The 15,636-nt window shown below is 41.9% G+C and carries 21 protein-coding genes; 9 read left to right on the forward strand and 12 right to left on the reverse strand.

Translation table 11 applies throughout. From position 1 onward, the window contains the following. The first annotated feature begins 65 nt into the window (after positions 1-65). Positions 66-680 (forward strand): fumarylacetoacetate hydrolase family protein, encoded by a 615-nt coding sequence (locus MD588_RS07020; protein ID WP_265696321.1) that lies wholly within the window; start codon positions 66-68, stop codon positions 678-680. Between the two features lie 64 nt (positions 681-744). Further along, complete coding sequence (locus MD588_RS07025) at positions 745-960, forward strand: DUF3820 family protein (RefSeq protein ID WP_265696322.1); 216 nt, start codon at positions 745-747, stop codon at positions 958-960. 151 nt (positions 961-1,111) lie between these two features. Here MD588_RS07025 and MD588_RS07030 read toward each other — a convergent pair whose 3' ends face one another. The 6 genes from MD588_RS07030 to MD588_RS07055 form a co-directional block, all read right to left on the reverse strand. Continuing rightward, a complete protein-coding gene (locus tag MD588_RS07030; protein WP_265696323.1) occupies positions 1,112-1,423 on the reverse strand; it encodes a hypothetical protein in 312 nt (103 codons plus the stop codon). Positions 1,424-1,425: 2 nt separating this feature from the next. After that, a complete protein-coding gene (locus MD588_RS07035) occupies positions 1,426-1,731 on the reverse strand; it encodes a hypothetical protein (protein WP_265696324.1) in 306 nt (101 codons plus the stop codon). A 16-nt stretch (positions 1,732-1,747) separates the two neighbouring features. Continuing rightward, on the reverse strand, positions 1,748-2,173 hold the full coding sequence (locus MD588_RS07040; RefSeq protein ID WP_265696325.1) for a hypothetical protein: 426 nt from the start codon (positions 2,171-2,173) through the stop codon (positions 1,748-1,750). 554 nt (positions 2,174-2,727) lie between these two features. Continuing rightward, positions 2,728-3,150 (reverse strand): DUF3010 family protein, encoded by a 423-nt coding sequence (locus MD588_RS07045; protein ID WP_265696326.1) that lies wholly within the window; start codon positions 3,148-3,150, stop codon positions 2,728-2,730. Between the two features lie 80 nt (positions 3,151-3,230). Further along, positions 3,231-4,574: a putative bifunctional diguanylate cyclase/phosphodiesterase gene (locus MD588_RS07050; protein ID WP_265696327.1), complete on the reverse strand. Its 1,344-nt coding sequence runs from the start codon at positions 4,572-4,574 to the stop codon at positions 3,231-3,233. A gap of 283 nt (positions 4,575-4,857) precedes the next feature. Beyond that, on the reverse strand, positions 4,858-5,367 hold the full coding sequence (locus MD588_RS07055) for a M48 family metallopeptidase (RefSeq protein WP_265696328.1): 510 nt from the start codon (positions 5,365-5,367) through the stop codon (positions 4,858-4,860). A 235-nt stretch (positions 5,368-5,602) separates the two neighbouring features. Between MD588_RS07055 and MD588_RS07060 the strand changes: the two genes are divergently transcribed. Both MD588_RS07060 and MD588_RS07065 read left to right on the forward strand, forming a co-directional pair. Beyond that, positions 5,603-6,055 (forward strand): methyltransferase family protein, encoded by a 453-nt coding sequence (locus MD588_RS07060; RefSeq protein WP_265696329.1) that lies wholly within the window; start codon positions 5,603-5,605, stop codon positions 6,053-6,055. Positions 6,056-6,373: 318 nt separating this feature from the next. Continuing rightward, entirely contained in the window at positions 6,374-7,663 is a 1,290-nt protein-coding gene (locus tag MD588_RS07065; RefSeq protein ID WP_265696331.1) for an L-cysteine desulfidase family protein, read from the forward strand. Between the two features lie 64 nt (positions 7,664-7,727). Here the strand turns inward: MD588_RS07065 and MD588_RS26110 are convergent, their stop codons facing one another. The 3 genes from MD588_RS26110 to MD588_RS07075 all read right to left on the reverse strand — a co-directional run bounded on the left by MD588_RS26110 (position 7,728) and on the right by MD588_RS07075 (position 9,935). Further along, positions 7,728-7,988, reverse strand: a complete 261-nt coding sequence (locus MD588_RS26110) for a Rho-binding antiterminator (protein ID WP_407676553.1) — start codon at positions 7,986-7,988, stop codon at positions 7,728-7,730. A 142-nt stretch (positions 7,989-8,130) separates the two neighbouring features. After that, positions 8,131-8,910, reverse strand: coding sequence for a nucleotidyltransferase family protein (locus tag MD588_RS07070; RefSeq protein ID WP_265696549.1), 780 nt, complete (start codon positions 8,908-8,910; stop codon positions 8,131-8,133). A 242-nt stretch (positions 8,911-9,152) separates the two neighbouring features. Continuing rightward, positions 9,153-9,935: a nucleotidyltransferase family protein gene (locus tag MD588_RS07075; protein WP_265696333.1), complete on the reverse strand. Its 783-nt coding sequence runs from the start codon at positions 9,933-9,935 to the stop codon at positions 9,153-9,155. Between the two features lie 273 nt (positions 9,936-10,208). Here MD588_RS07075 and MD588_RS07080 point away from each other — a divergent pair, with 273 nt between their 5' ends. Further along, positions 10,209-10,547 (forward strand): hypothetical protein, encoded by a 339-nt coding sequence (locus tag MD588_RS07080; RefSeq protein ID WP_265696334.1) that lies wholly within the window; start codon positions 10,209-10,211, stop codon positions 10,545-10,547. A 52-nt stretch (positions 10,548-10,599) separates the two neighbouring features. On the opposite strand, the gene MD588_RS07085 is transcribed toward MD588_RS07080, so the two are convergent. The 3 genes from MD588_RS07085 to MD588_RS07095 form a co-directional block, all read right to left on the reverse strand. Further along, positions 10,600-10,950 carry a HopJ type III effector protein gene (locus MD588_RS07085; RefSeq protein WP_265696335.1) on the reverse strand — a complete coding sequence of 117 codons (351 nt, stop codon included), beginning with the start codon at positions 10,948-10,950 and terminating at the stop codon, positions 10,600-10,602. 154 nt (positions 10,951-11,104) lie between these two features. After that, positions 11,105-11,503, reverse strand: coding sequence for a DUF2750 domain-containing protein (locus MD588_RS07090; protein ID WP_265696336.1), 399 nt, complete (start codon positions 11,501-11,503; stop codon positions 11,105-11,107). A 120-nt stretch (positions 11,504-11,623) separates the two neighbouring features. Continuing rightward, the gene (locus tag MD588_RS07095; RefSeq protein WP_265696337.1) at positions 11,624-12,700 is read right to left on the reverse strand and encodes a transporter; all 1,077 of its coding nucleotides are present in this window, start codon (positions 12,698-12,700) and stop codon (positions 11,624-11,626) included. Between the two features lie 378 nt (positions 12,701-13,078). Between MD588_RS07095 and MD588_RS07100 the strand changes: the two genes are divergently transcribed. The 4 genes from MD588_RS07100 (at position 13,079) to MD588_RS07115 (ending at position 15,634) form a co-directional block, all read left to right on the forward strand. Further along, positions 13,079-13,636 carry a hypothetical protein gene (locus MD588_RS07100; RefSeq protein WP_265696338.1) on the forward strand — a complete coding sequence of 186 codons (558 nt, stop codon included), beginning with the start codon at positions 13,079-13,081 and terminating at the stop codon, positions 13,634-13,636. A 41-nt stretch (positions 13,637-13,677) separates the two neighbouring features. Next, entirely contained in the window at positions 13,678-14,010 is a 333-nt protein-coding gene (locus tag MD588_RS07105) for a carbon storage regulator (RefSeq protein WP_265696339.1), read from the forward strand. Between the two features lie 222 nt (positions 14,011-14,232). Next, positions 14,233-14,820, forward strand: coding sequence for a hypothetical protein (locus tag MD588_RS07110; protein WP_265696340.1), 588 nt, complete (start codon positions 14,233-14,235; stop codon positions 14,818-14,820). Positions 14,821-14,959: 139 nt separating this feature from the next. Beyond that, positions 14,960-15,634 carry a C39 family peptidase gene (locus MD588_RS07115; protein ID WP_265696341.1) on the forward strand — a complete coding sequence of 225 codons (675 nt, stop codon included), beginning with the start codon at positions 14,960-14,962 and terminating at the stop codon, positions 15,632-15,634. The last annotated feature ends 2 nt before the right edge of the window (positions 15,635-15,636 follow it).

Here is a 15,636-nt window from a genome sequence, read left to right on the forward strand (position 1 = left end):
TATGCTTGAACTTGACTCCCTGTGGTGTTCTGAATGGTTAGATAATTGATGGAATTGGTATAAGTATGAATCACGTTAGTTTGAACAAAACCGCCGTTACTCCAAGTAAGATTGTCTGCATTGGCCGCAACTATGTGGCGCATGTACACGAGTTGGGTAATGAAATACCCGATGAGATGGTGATATTCGTTAAACCGAATTCGGCGATAGGCAATACGCTTTCGTCTTTACATCATGGTGATGAATTACACTACGAGAGTGAAATCGCCTATTTGTACCAAGGCGGTCGCTTTGTTGCGGCGGCATTGGGACTGGATTTAACCAAGCGTAGTGTTCAGAGCAAGCTAAAAGCGAAGTCATTGCCTTGGGAGAGAAGCAAGGCTTTTGATGGATCGGCAGTTTTTAGTGAGTTTGTACCCTTACCTGAAAGTGACTTCCCGTTAGGTTTGACCTTGCATATTGATGGTGAGTTAATCCAGCAGGGAGATACAAGGTTGATGATGTATAAACCGGAGCAAATCCTCAAGGAAATCCAAACCTTCATACGGCTCGACGACGGAGATATTGTTATGACAGGGACTCCCGCCGGAGTGGGGAAGGTGAATGAAGGCGCCGTGTTTGTCGGTGCCCTCGTCTGCAACGATCAGCAGTTGGTCAGCCATTGCTGGATAGCAAGCTAGGGGTCATGAGTATCGCTTGAATATGGCAGGATAATCGGCGATCCTCACGGCAGAGGAGAATGTCATGTTTCAAAAAGAACACTTAATCAAGCTTGCTAATGTCAAGATGCCGTTTGGTAAATACAGCGGCAGGGTATTAATCGACTTGCCGGAAGAGTATTTGCTGTGGTTTCAGAAAAAAGGCTTCCCGGAAGGGGAGCTAGGCACGCTGATGGCACTGGCGCTAGAGTTTAAGATTGAAGGGCTGGAGAGTGTTATCAGGCCTTTAAAGCGTGAGTGACTAATAACTTAAGCATTGAACAGTCCCCAAGTTTACCCTTAAGCCCACAGAGTAGTTGCTGTGGGCTTTTATGTTTGTCCGTTCGAAGAGAAAGCCTGCACCGTTTAAGGGCAGGCTTTATATTTTGAGCTTGTCTGAATGTAATTATGAATTATGCTTTACAAGCTGCTTTGATACGGATTTTGTTCGTCCAGTTGAGAAAGCTGTGATTTGTTAAGTATTCAATATTCACCAGTGATGTGCCGCTTGGACATTGGGTTAAAAGCTCTTGATAGGCTGCATCTACGTAGTCTGTATCATATGCAAACCCCATAATCACGTGCTGAGACTTCTCAATCTGCACTAAGTTTTGGCTACTTTCTGCAATGCTTTTATTTGTAGTGCCGCTTACTTGTGACATGTGAATGCTGCTCGTACATGCTCCAAGTAATAAAACGAGAGGTAAAACGAGGAGTTTTTTCATGATTAAGCCTCGTTACAGTACGCGGTTGCAACGATTTCACGTTTAAAAATTAGTGCGTAGGCTGTAGTTTGGTGTTTAGTGTATACGCCTTCAATCTTGCCGGTTGGGCACTGAGATTTTAAGTTCTCAACGGCCTCGTCAACAAAGGCATTATCAAAGTTGATGCCAATGAAATTCCAGCTTGATGATGTTGCTGTGATTTGGTGGTCTCTTTGTGCAGGAACCGGTGTTAGTGATACGGTATTTAGACCTACGCAGCCGGATAGTAATAGTGCGAAAAAAGGTACAATGATTTTTAATTTAAACATGCTGATTTCCTAAAAACTAATTTATGCAATAGCCATCGATACGGACCACTTCACCACTCACAGGGCCGACTGTTGTTGCTTCCCGTACGGACGTTAAGCCGGTAATTTTTTTACTCGGGCAGGCTCTTGTGACGTCATCAAGAATTTTGTCTGCATATGCGTCGTTATACACTGAATTACCTGTTACTGGCCCGGTGTTGCTGATAGCGATGATGAGACTGACAAGCTCTAGGTCTTCACTGTGAGATTCATTTTTTATTACATCCGAAGCAATTCCCGCGGTTTGCGCTGCGTCAAAACCGAGTTCGTTAACTTGAATTGAGAAAGGGCTTAGTGAACCTTGAGACTGGTCTATCTCTCCGATTTGAACATGATGGAGTTGGCTGCATCCGGCTAAAAATAGACAGCCTATTCCCACTAAGTTTTTCAATTTTATCGACATACAACTTGTACCTTGTAATTTTTGTGCAGCTTCAGTAAGTCTCTAACATGTATCGGTGAGGGTCTGGGCTTACACTCAATACCTATGTGCTTAACGATTAAATGTTGTTATTCAATTAGTCCTTTTCCGAAATGACTATTTGAGCGTTTTTGACTTAGAAAGCTGTATAGGCGGGGGAAGATAACTCACAATTGAATGCTGTTCAATTGTTTTGTGTGCTACAGGTGTTTTTTGGTTGTTTTTTGGCTAATAATACCAATCAGCATAAGTATTTGGTCATTCTTGCTGGTTAAAATCGCCTACTACTGCGTCAGGATTTTTGAAATTAGAACCACGAGTTACAGCAAATTCATTCTTGTATCAGGCGATTTTTCCTGCGCAATTATCTGAACACTGACTTATCCCGATTGGTATAAGAGGTGACGGTGAAACCGGAATTAATTGTTTTGCCAAATTTTCAGGAAGAGGGGGAAGCGGATGGTACTGGTGTTGGGAGTACTACGGTTCGCTGGCGAGCGGAAAAAGGGGAGGTCATCCCCCCCTTTCCTTGGTTGTTACTTGCTTAGGTAAGCATAGCCAGTGGTGAATGCTGCTTCCTGGAACTGACGAAGGCCAGTTGCACGGAAATCAATCGCCAGTGGGCTGCGCTTAAGCTTTTGCTTGATATCGCTGTTTGACATGAAATCAACGTGGATGTCATCGATTAACTGAATCGCTGCTTCCAGCTTGAAGCCAACTGAGCTACCAGCAAACTTACCACGCGTTTCGCGGGTACGGATAACCACACGGTCAACCTTGTAGTCATCAAGAAGTTTTTTAAATGCGAACTGGAAATCTTTCATCTCAACGCTATCGAGAGAATCTTTCATGATGAACTTTTGAGTTCGGCACTGAGGGATGTCAAATAACCCATTTGTTTGTGAAAGTAGGCAAATCACGGCCTCGTTGCTTCTTAACTCAACAGCACAAATTTTCATGTAAACACCTAAATTTTAAATTAGCGGTATATTGTAGGCTAAAATTTTGGCCTATGTCAGATTTTTAGCAAAAATCTTTCTTATCTGGCGAGTTGATGCTCAACTTTCAAAAGGTAGTTTTCAAGCGTTTCCACACAGAGTGGTTCACTGAGGTAGTGCCCTTGCGCCAGTACATTATCAAGGGATTTCAGCTTATTAAGCTGAAATTCATTTTCGATGCCTTCGATGACGATGTGTGCCTTTATCCTGTTTGCGAGAAAAGCAATCGAGGAGATGATCTCGAAATTATTATTCTCGCTATCCATTTCTAACACATATTGACGATCAATTTTGATCTGGCGGATAGGCAAATCACTTAGCATGGTAAAAGAGGTAAAACCTGCACCAAAATCATCAACACAAAGGGTGACTCCAAGTTTGTGCAAAGCTTTTATTGCCGTTTTGGCAGACTGAATGTCTGTCATCATCGCGCTTTCAGTGATTTCGATAATGATAAGTTGGGGATCAATATTGAAAAGCTCCAACTGGTCACTAAGGTAGTCGATGATTTCATTGCCTTGTAGGTCATGGGCTGAGAGGTTGATTTGCAACCGTGTATACAATTCACGTTCTTGCCAGCTGGCGAGTTGTCCGAGTGCTTTATTGATGACCTGTCTTGTGATTGCAGAAATTAATCCGGCTTTTTCTGCCGCAGGAATAAATAGCGATGGAGAAATGAAGCTGCCATCAGCCTGTTGCCAGCGCAGAAGTGCTTCTACGCTGTACACTGCGCGTGACCCTAGTGAAAAGATCGGCTGATAGTGGAGCGAGAATTCATCGTTATCTAATGCATTACGTATTTGATCAATGAGTTGTAAGTGTTGCTTGGTACTTTGCTGATAGCTAGACGAATAATAGCAAAAGCTAGATCTTCGTTCTTTCGCTTCATACATAGCGAGATCGGCGCACTTGATCAGTTCGGTAATGGAGCTCGACTGAGTCGGGTAGCAGGCAATGCCGATACTCATTTGTACATGTACAACAGTCCCCCGTACGAGAAACTCTTTTTTGATGCTTGACTGTAACTGTTTGATACAGGAGTTTATTTCTCGATACTGCTGATAAGGTAGGATCACAGCAAATTCATCGCCACCAAGGCGGATCAGATCGGTTCCATTAACAGTATGTGCCTGCATACGTGTGGCAATTGCCTTTAGCAGCGCATCACCTGCTAGGTGGCCAAAAGCATCGTTGATATGCTTGAAGTTATCGAGGTCAATCAGCATTAGCGCGAAGCTCTGGTCAGCTTGAATCTTCGCTTTCATACTGTTGAGCATAAATTGACGGTTTTTTAGGCCAGTTAACGCATCATGCAGGGCGTTGTATCGCTCACTGAGAGCTGCTTGATGATACTTATTAATGCTCTTGAGACTTAAGTTGGTCATAAGAAGAACATATAAACTGCCAAACAGTAAAATGGGAGAGATTAATAACTCGAGTATATTGAATGAGTTAGCAATCAGGAGAGAGCCATAAATGATATATAAGGTTATAAAAAAAATGATTAGAGCCGCGACAATACGCCAACCGATACGTTGATCTTTTTTGCAGATTAATAAGGCCGGTTTTACCGAAAGCAGCAATATACAAGTACCGATGAATATCAATAATGGCGCAATATAATTCATTTAAGTGTCTGTTTATTATAAATAAGTGTGTTTGTATTTGTTATTTGGAATATATCTGTCCAGCAAGTTCTAATTGAGTGAGAAATAGCCGCATGTCAAATTCAAGTTGATGATAGTCAGGCTCCATGTGGCAACATAACTGATAGAAAGCCTTGTTATGTTCTTTTTCCCTCAAGTGTGCTAGTTCATGCACGGCAATCATTCGTAAGAAAGGCAGGGGAGCTTGCTTGAAAACAGAAGAAATTCGTATTTCATGCTTGGCTTTAAGTTTGTTGCCCTGTACTCGGGAAACGAAGGAATGCAGGCCGAGTGCATGGTTGATCACATGGATTTTTCCGTCGTATAGCACTTTGCTGATTGGCGGTGACTTTTTAAGGTACTGATTCTTGATATCTTGAACAAAGTCATACAGGGCTTTTTCTGTTTTTATATCGTGGCAACGGGGATATTTTTTCAGTAAGAAAGCTTCAAGTTTCTGATTATCGATTAGTGTTCTGACCTGATCCGTTAATGATACAGGATAACCTTGAAGATATTTTAATTGTTGCATGATAAGGAATCACTAATTCTGATATGCAGATGAAAAGTAGAAAGATTTTATCGGGCTTATCAATCCATATCAATCTATTACTATTAACTGAACCCCACTCTTTATATTTCAGTACGATAAGTCTAGCTCTCCTGAGTGAAAGGCATTGCTAAAAGAAGAAATGCTCATCATGTTGCAATTGTTTGATTATGGGTGTTATACAATTTAAATAGTGTTTAGCGTAAGGATATGAAATATGTACCTGAAATTGCCCCCTCCGGTTGTATTGTTGGTGACACTCGGTGGTATGTATTTATTTTCATACTATTGGCCTATATGGACTTTTTCCTTTTTTGGCCAATCAATGCTTGTTTTATTGTGTTGTTTGTTCGGCACTCTTATTGGACTCGCCGGGATAGTCGCTTTTGCTAAAGCGCGAACAACCGTTGATCCAAGAAAGCCTGATAGAACCTCAAGGCTGGTGACGTCGGGGGTTTACCGCTTTTCCCGTAACCCAATGTATTTAGGCTTGGTTTTCCTGTTAGTTGCGGCATTTTTTTATTTTTCAGCGTTATCTAGTGTGATCATGATTCCTTTGTTTGTTTTCTACATGAATAATTTTCAAATAGGGCCTGAGGAAGATGTGCTTGAGGCGCTATTTGGCGATGAGTACCGCCAGTATTGTGAGCAAGTTAGGCGCTGGTGCTAGCTCTAGATAAGCCTATGCCGAAGGCGAACGGATTGGTATTGAATGTTGGCTGGCTTGCGACCAGTTTGTCGACCCGGATATTCCCATTAATGAAGAGCATTTACGCTCGCGTTTTCAAACTGTTAATGCAGAAGATTGGCGCTGCGGAAGCTGTTAGGATAATCAACCCTGGCGAAAGAGAAAAGATTTCTCCCCATTGGCAGTAATTTAGCAAATTTAGTAAAAAAATTCCCTTCAGACAGGTGTAGATTAACCCTATAAAAGAAAGGGCATTAAACCCAATACCTACACTCCACCTGTTTTCTGAAGGTAATACGAATGAATAAACACCTCTGGACCGGTTTCATCGAAACAGTAAAGAAAGAAGTTGTTCCGGCATTAGGTTGTACTGAGCCTGTTTCTGTTGCCCTTGCAGCAGCTATTGCAACCAGAAACCTTAAAGGTAAGCCTAACCGAATTGATGCGTTTGTTTCTCCCAACCTGATGAAAAATGGTATGGGTGTCGGTGTTCCTGGTACAGGTATGGTAGGGCTGCCAATTGCTGCCGCAGTGGGTGCATTGGCCGGTGAACCTGAAGCCGAACTTGAAGTGCTAAAAAATATTACCGAGGCGGACGTAGAGCAGGCGAAGCTGATGTTGGAGCAGCATCAGGTTTGTGTGGGTGTCGCCAAGGTGACAAATATTCTATTCGCTAAGGTTACTGTTAGCGACGGTACTGACGAAGCGACAGTAATTATTGCTGACGGCCATACACAAGTGGTTTCCATCGAAGTGAATGGCAAAGCGATTTTTATCGCTGATCCACAACCAGTCGCTTCAAATTCTGATCAGCCTAAGAATATTTTTTCTGAGGCGACGGCACACGATATTTACGAATTCGCTTTAAACGTACCAATTGAAGATATTCAGTTTATTGTTGAATCGCTGGAGTTGAATGATGCCTTGTCTCGCGAAGGTTTGACGGGGAAATATGGCCTGCAAATTGGAGCGACTTTCCAGCGAAATGTTGATCGTGGTTTGCTATCTGGTGGATTGCTGACTGACGTACTGCGTCGCACGTCTGCGGCGTCAGATGCGCGCATGGATGGTGCAATGAAACCAGCAATGAGCAATTCAGGATCGGGTAATCAGGGAATTGCTGCAACCATGCCGGTTGTTGTTGTCGCTGAGCATCTTAAGGCTGATGCCGATACCACTGCTCGTGCTCTGATGATGTCCCACCTTATGGCTATCTATATTAAAAGCTATCAGAATAAGTTATCGGCACTTTGTGGGGCGACAACTGCTTCGATGGGGGCTGTTGCTGGAATGACGTGGCTGTTAGGTGGCCGTTTTGAGCAGATAAGCGCAGCAATTTGCAGTATGATCGGTGATATTACCGGGATCATCTGTGACGGTGCCAAAACAAGCTGTGCAATGAAAGTTTCTTCGTCTGCAAGTGCCGCAGTCAAGGCTGCATTAATGGCACTTGATGGTATTCGAGTCACAGGCAGCGAAGGTATTGTTGCAGATGATGTTGACACTTCTATTCGTAACATGTCGGCGCTAGCAAATGGTGCCATGACTCAGACAGACGTACAGATCTTAGATATTATGGTTCACAAGTAACAGTACCTGCTGTTGTCAATACCAAAGAGCGCCATTGGCGCTCTTTGTGTATTTACGTAGATCGTCAGCAGTTAATGACTGAAAACCTAGCTCCGGGAGTGAGCGAAGACATACGCTCAATGAAGTCCAGCCTAATTTTTGTATATTGGTACTGGGTTTTGAATATGAGCCACTCAGACTTGTCTGGGTGGGTTTCTGTGGTGATACATTTGCCTTCAACTGAGCTGTCATCACGTAAGTCGAGCTTTACCCGATAATGGTAAACACAAGCCATTTCGAAACTGTCGTGAAGGGCGCAGTCTATTGGTTTATAGCGATGACTCATCGTTTAGGCCTCCTTGCGACTTGCTCATAAAAGGATAGTCAACAATCAGATTGCTGTCTTATTAATGAGCAATGTCGCAATATTGAGTTACAAAAAAGGCCGCGAGAGCGGCCCATATATGAGTGATGGAATTGCCTTTGTGTTAGCTTGCCAGTGCCTCTGGCTGCAAGTATTGCTGCCAAGCATCTTGATAAAGGTTTTTTGACACCGCTCTTAACTGGGCAATTTTTGCGGTCTCAAACTCTGTGAGTGGGCGGTTTTGCACTAACCCTTGGCGCTCAATACCCTGAATCTGCTCATAGATTTTATGTTCCTCGCCGTTCTTAACCGCTGATATGGCATCAAGGTGAATCTGAACTTCTGCAATTACCTGACTTTTTGGTAATTGAACCAGCATTTTCAAGTCGCGATAGCCTGAATCAGTTGGCGACTTAAAGCGGTTTTTTACCGCGACAACGGTTACTTCTTTATTCAATAACTCAAAGGCTTGAACCAGGCTTGGTATATCATCGGCAACCAGTGACGCTCGGGCTAAATCAGTAATTTGCTCTGTTCTACCTTGCAGTTCTGTTTCAATTTTTGTTTTCGCTCGCTGTTCTGACTTAATCCCTGGAATGATCGCTTGGGTATCGGTGATCAGACTGACTTCTCGGATAACGGTATCGAGTTCCTGTTGTGCTAAGGACGCTGCAAGATATAGTTGGTCAAACTCTGAGTATGGCTGGCTAATGCCGGCAGTTCTCCAGCTATCAATACTATAGAGGCCACTGAGGCTGCGCTGGAAGGATTTCTTACTTGCTTCTGATTGATTAGAAGGTATCTCGTAGTCTGATTCTGAATAGCTTGTAATAGGGGCGGCAACGGCTGGTCCACGGCCTAATACAAAAAGAAGGACAAAGCAGGTACGAAGTACAGATTTGATATCCATTAAACAACTCCTGTAATGCTGATTGGTATCGCCAGTTGGCTTCAGCAATATACGTAAAACGGTAGTCTTCAAACGATAAGTTTGACAAAAGTGACGTATCAGGTTGTTGAGTGTTTCTCTTTTACGGACTGTAGAATAGCAAAGTAATCTGAACGGAAGATGAATTTACTGAATATGAATGCTGGGCTTGAGTCAGCCCGAGAATAATTCCGTCCGGGCTGAACTATTTGGTTAGATTAGCTGGCTATGCTGTCTGGTTGTAGGTATTGATGCCAAGCAGACTGGTACATAGATAGTGACTGGTGACGTAAAGATTTGATTTTTGCTAACTCGATATCATTCAAGCTTCTGTTTTCAGCTTTAGCCTCGCGTTCTATCAGTTGAATTTGTTCATAAATGTCGTGCTCCGCACCGTTTTTGATCTCAGAGATTTCATCTAAGTGCAATTGGATTTCAGCAATATGCTGGCTATTGGGCAGGCGAACTAACATTTTAAGATCGCGGTAGCCTGATGGGGCCGGAGACTTAAAACGGTTCTTTACTTCTACGATGGTGAGTTTTTTATTTAGCAGCTCAAAAGACTGCACTAGGCTGCCTATGTCTTTAGAAACGAGAGAACCACGTGCTAAGTCGGTAAGCAACTCTGTTTGGCCACCAAGTTCTGTTGAAATCTTGTATTTGGCTCTCTGCTTCGACTTGAGGCCGGGTAATACAGCTTGGGTGGCTGATAGCATGCTGACTTGGTGAATTATCTGTTCCAATTCGGTTTGAGCCGATACAGCTTGAGTGTAGAGGTCATCGAAGTCTGAATGAGGTTGAGTCAGAGTTGGTGACCGGTAGTTAGGGATGGAGTAAAGACCACTGAGAGAACGTTGAAATGTTTTTTTAGATCCTTGTGTAGGTGAAGGGTGCTCTATATCAGAATTGTTGTATTCAGGTAGTGCGGCTGAAGCAACAGGACTTCGGCCAAGAACAAACATCAGAACAAAACATGTTCTTAATAGGGATTTTGCAACCATTAACTCTCCTTAGATTACCACCAAAGTAACGTGGTAACGGAACAACTTCTTATCCGCCCAGTTAAGATATCTGTCCTGCGGTTTGGCTTTCAAGGATGATGCTCGCAAAAATCAGTTGTGGGTTTCTGAGGTTGTGATTGGCTTCCCAATCTGACTCTTTTTTCTGTATCGTGAGGGGGGAGTGTGGGGCCAATATGTAACAAATGATAACGAGATTAGCCGGCCTACGAGCAGAGATGATAAACTGCAAGCGTGTTACGGATTACTGAATGGGTGTTCATTTTGCAACAAGATATATTAATTACATTTGCGATTGTATGGCTGGCATTGTCTGCGGGTAGCATTATGCTATTCCAGCGAGGATCTGATGTAGAACGCAAACGTAAATTGTGGCCGTATTACACGATATTTAGCAACGTGGTTATTGGCGCTATGATTATTTATATGCAACCACCGCTGCTGATGATGTTGGGTTTGCTGGGCTTTATGGTTCCTTTAACTTGGCTAACGATCCGCGCCACGAAATTTTGTGGAGCATGCGGGAATGCAACCCGAGCGCCTTTTTTTATGAAGCCGCCAGAAAAATGCACGCATTGTCAGAAATCGCTATAAGATAGTATGCCAAACCTGCCGAGGGGCTTTGCCCCTCATGCCCCGCTTAGCGTCACTTTTCTAATAATGCCTTGCCGGTGAATTGAATACCTTGCCAGCCGTACTTCATGAAGTTACGGATATTTTGATGATCGTCTCCATCAGGATTTTGTAAAACGTCTTCGCGATAGTAACGACCGAAACAAGCCAATGTTTCTGCTTCTGAGAGTTGCTGGAGTTGGGCGAAGGCAAAGATCCGGCAAGATCCTTCGTTGCTACCAGCAGCGTTAGCAAGGGTTTCATTTCCTAATCCATTGCAAAATGCCGTTGGAGTATAGCAATAGTGTCGGTTGATTGTTTCTATAACAGTTTCAAAACCAACTAGTTCGGGCTGTAGTTTGAGGCTCTTCAGTAGCGCTTCCATGGCGTGTTGTCTCCATCTTTATATAAAGGCAAATGAGAAGTCACTTGGGTATACACTGCAATTGACTATACCGTGGTTTAATGTTTGTGATAAAAGAAAGGGCTTAGTAGCCCTTTCTTTGAATTCCTTTTGTGCACAGGGTAACGGTGCGCTTTTATCGTTGATTCTGCTTACGAGCTTGCTGCTTAAGCTCAAAATCTAGCTCATCAGGGAAGACAACCAATCCATCTTCGTCCTGATTTGGGAAGATAACGACTGCTAGCTCATCATCTTCAAGGCCGTGAGTCCAACGACTATGCCACTTGTTTAGAGAAATGGCTTCTGCCTTACAGGACTCCCAATCACCAGTTGCCCAAGACTCGGCAAATTCTTTATTAGGCCACACAGGAACACAGTCTTCGTCGTCGGTGTTTAGCATGACGCAGCCATGTTCATCCGTAAGAATCCAGATTTCACGGTTAGAGACAACTTCCTTTACCAAGTACTTATATCGCTTTTCGGTATCATAGCTTTGGATTGTCTCGATCTGGCTCGAATCTAATGGGTTGGACATGTATTCATTCCTGTTACTACTTATTTTAAGGGTTATAGCATAGAGGAAAATTAGACTTTAGTCATTGAAACTGAACCCCATACGAGAATCGTTCGGGATCCAGTCAACCAGATGATGGTTTTAAGGTTTTAAGGTGTACGGTATACGCACGGTTAGCTGGAAGTCTGGCGCATCTGCAGTTAAGCCAGCCGAGGCTCCCACATTAATAGTGGTATTTCTGTCAATAGCATAGTTAGCGCCAAATGATAGCGAGTCAAGCTGCAAGACTTTCGCGTCATCAGATGCTGAACCGTTAATTTTGGATTTTAAAATGGTTTTATGGCTAAGCCCAAGGCTGAATGAAAACTTTGGGTTAACCGCAAAGCCCATACCTGCACCGAATGAAATGGTATCGCCAAGGTCGATGGTATTGACCTGAATATCCCTGTCCTCGGTCTCATCATCACCCGGTATGGTGACATCAACTTTTACATCATCCTTTATGTTCCAGATATAACTCAGGTTCATAAATATTACGGCGGGATCAATGGGCATGATCATGGTGACACCGGGCTCAATACTGGGAAAGCCGGACCCGGTTGGCAGTTCTTCGAAATCATTGAGCTCATTGATTTCAACATCATAGGGCGATTTCCCGGTGGTGCTCTTAAATCGGAGGCTACCAATCCAATAGGGGGGATCTTGCATGTTTATCTGATATTTAAAAGCTGCCTCGATATCACCAATGTCATTGCCATCGACGTTTCGTAAGGTGGCTTGATTAGAACCGCTATTTAGTTCGCGCTCAGAAATGGAATCTGAACGATAAACCCAGGGGATACGTGCTTCTACCTCTAGCCTGTTAGTGATCCCGTAACGACCAGTGAGACCAAAGGTTAATGTTGTTCGATCGATATCACTGGCGCGGATTAAGCCAACGATCAAAGAAGGTAGTACTGTATAACCGACCACCGATACAGAATTAGATGAGTTTTGGGTGTAAGAAAAAGATGTGTCGAGAACAAAGGAGCCTTTAGGTGTGAGCACTCCAGGTTGTTCAAGAATATCAGCAACAGTTTGCACGCGTTTAGGTTTTTGTGCTTTTTCTTGTGATGATTTGGACTCTTCTGCTACACAGGTTCCAGTGAACAAAGCAAGAGGTAAAAGATAGCCTATATTTCTGAAAATACTCACGATTTCCTCACTTACTTTACGCATGTATGCCCCAAATATTGAAGTTGCACTTGTATAGTTATGTGAACTTGTAGAAAAATATTAGTTCAGTTGTAAGATTTTTGTTACCAGTCCTGATTAAAAAAATGTCTTATGTCTGAGATGATAATAATATTTTATTGAGAATAAGACGGGGAAATATTATCTCAAATAATATTTTCACATTTTAATGGTTGAGAATTTTATTAATGATAAGGCAATATAATAATAAGGACTTAAGGTGCTGGGTTTATATTTAAATAAGGTTGTTTTTTATTAAAATTAATACAAGGACATGTCTTGCTAAAACTATTATTAAGTTATCTCGCGAATAGATGCGAGTGATTATAAAAAAGAACAACTCAACATGTTTGGAGTAGGATCATGCGTAAAACACATATCGCACTATTAGTAGCAGTTGTTAGCTCTCCTCTTGCATTTGCAGAAGGGTATTACTATCCAAGTTATGATGACGGAAAAGATATTACTGTAACCGATTCATTTAATAAAGATATTGATAAAACTTTGACAGTAAATTATGACAAAGATGTATCGGTAAAAGATAGCTTTAATTATGATGATGATTATCTATCTTTATATGATGTAGGTAATGTTGAAAAGCATAAGTATATAGACAATAGTACCCATGATTATAGCCAAGACTGGGATATTGACTTTGAAGCGAATTACTATGTTGCCTCCTCATACCTTGACGGTGCAGTTACATATAATGATGTGACTTACGGTGGAGGCTGTTGTAGTGGTGGATATGGCCATGGGTATGGTTACCCATCAGATCCATCATCTGTAACAGTAACACATACCAACACTATGAATGGGGCATATATGAATGCTGCAGGTGTGAATATTGCGGCTCAAAATGCAGGGAACAATTCTTTGGTACAGCAGAGTGCAAGTACCAACGCTATGTTATCTAACTAACACATAACTGAGGGCTGTATTACAGCCCTCAGGAGGATGTCATGAAATATTTAACACTGATAGCAGCGTCTCTTCTATCTTGTGGGGTTGTTGCAGATGAGTTGGATATTCTAGCAAATTCTGAAACCTTGAGTGATGATATGATGATACAGTCTCGTGGCGGTAACTATGAGCTGAGCATTGATAATATTCAGGCCACTTCAGATATGTATGGCGATGTTGCAGGTAATGGGGCTTATAATAATACCACGGGTAGTAATACGATTGATGCAGGATCATTCGGTGATGCCACAGGGGTAATACATGTAGTCCAAAACACTGGTAACAATGTGTTAATTCAGAATGCGACCGTGGTAAACCTGACATTGAAGTAAATTGTTAGTCTATCTAAGTTAGCATGGTTAAATATGCTAGCAATCAATCAAAATATAATAGCAGAAGTACATTTTGGTTTCGCAGGACAAGTGACAATACTTCTTTAGTTAAATGGGTGAATTATTGCCTTGAGTCACTAGACTAAGATTTAAGGCAATAATTTTAATGCCAGAGCTATAGGGATGTAGATAATAAGAATTTACAATATTTGGAGTAATATCATGCGTAAAACAAATCTTATGCTTATTGCAGCACTTGTGGCATCACCTTTTGCTCTAGCAGAAGGCTATGGTTACGATTACGATTATGGTTACGGCTCAGACATTGATGATGTTACTATTGATGGCAGTGGTAATCTTTATTATACAGCGGATGCTGAATTCAATAAAAATAAAACTGTCTATATTAGCAACGTTGGTAATAGCGACAATGATATTCTTAAACTAGATAATGTTGGTAATACCTACAAAAAATATGTTGAGGACAATTCAGTTCACGACTGGTCTGTTGATTTTGAACTAGATAAAGAAATCAACAATTATCTTGCAGAATCTAAGCTTCACGGTTATGTGATGGATAACACCGTAACTTATGGTGGGGCTTGCTGTAAGGGGCGTGGTGGTTCTTCAGTAGTAGAAGTTCACCATAGTAATGAAATGTTGGATTCATTCTCTGGTGCTGCTGGTATTAATGTATCAGCGCAGAACGTGGGTAATAACTCAATGGTTCAGCAGGCATCAAGTACAAATGCAGCGTTGGTTGCCGATAATAGTGGCGTAGGCTCAGGTTCTATGGGTAGTTACCCATAGGCTTTAATTGACAAAGGGCCTGAAAATGGCCCTTATAATTTGCCTAGAATATGAACCTTTCTTATTTGATAATCAGTGGGTTTATGATTTCGATGGAAGGGTTGATAAATGAATAGGCCTGTAACAAACGGTATAGATTATGAAAAAATCGACATTGTTTATTGTTGGCCTGTTGGTTAGCGAAAGTGTTAGTGCTTTAGACTACTTTCCTAGTCGGGGTAGCTACAACGTTAATGTAAAAACTTATCAAGAACAGCTTTTTGGTGATGTTTATCGTCAACAATATGATTTTAGCTGTGGGTCGGCGGCTGTCGCTTCTTTGCTTTCTTTTCATTATGGTATTGACGCATCTGAAAATACTATTTTTGAATATATGTTTAAAAATGGTGATAAGAACAAAATAGAAAAACAGGGTTTTTCTATGCTAGATATGAAAAAATATCTAAACTCGATAGGGTTACAAGCTGACGGATATAAGATCCCAATTGAAAAGTTTAGGAAGATCAGAATTCCTGGTATTACGATTGTTAACTTTGATGGTTATATGCACTTTGTTGTGATAAAGGGTATTAATAGTAAGGAGGTTATCCTTGGGGATCCATCCAGGGGAACCCTCGTCATGCCAATAGAAGAATTCAAGCCATATTATAAAAATGCAGTTTTGCTTGTAAAGAGTAGAGCAAAAGAAGGCCGTGAGAATTTTATCACGGCTGAAAACTATAATATTTATACGTCATCACCGTCATCAGAAGCAATAGCTAGAGATTCACTTGCAACGTTTAGTATTACACTGCCTGGTGCGAATGATTATTAGAG

This window comes from Photobacterium obscurum (assembly GCF_026191635.1).
GTDB lineage: Bacteria > Pseudomonadota > Gammaproteobacteria > Enterobacterales > Vibrionaceae > Photobacterium > Photobacterium obscurum.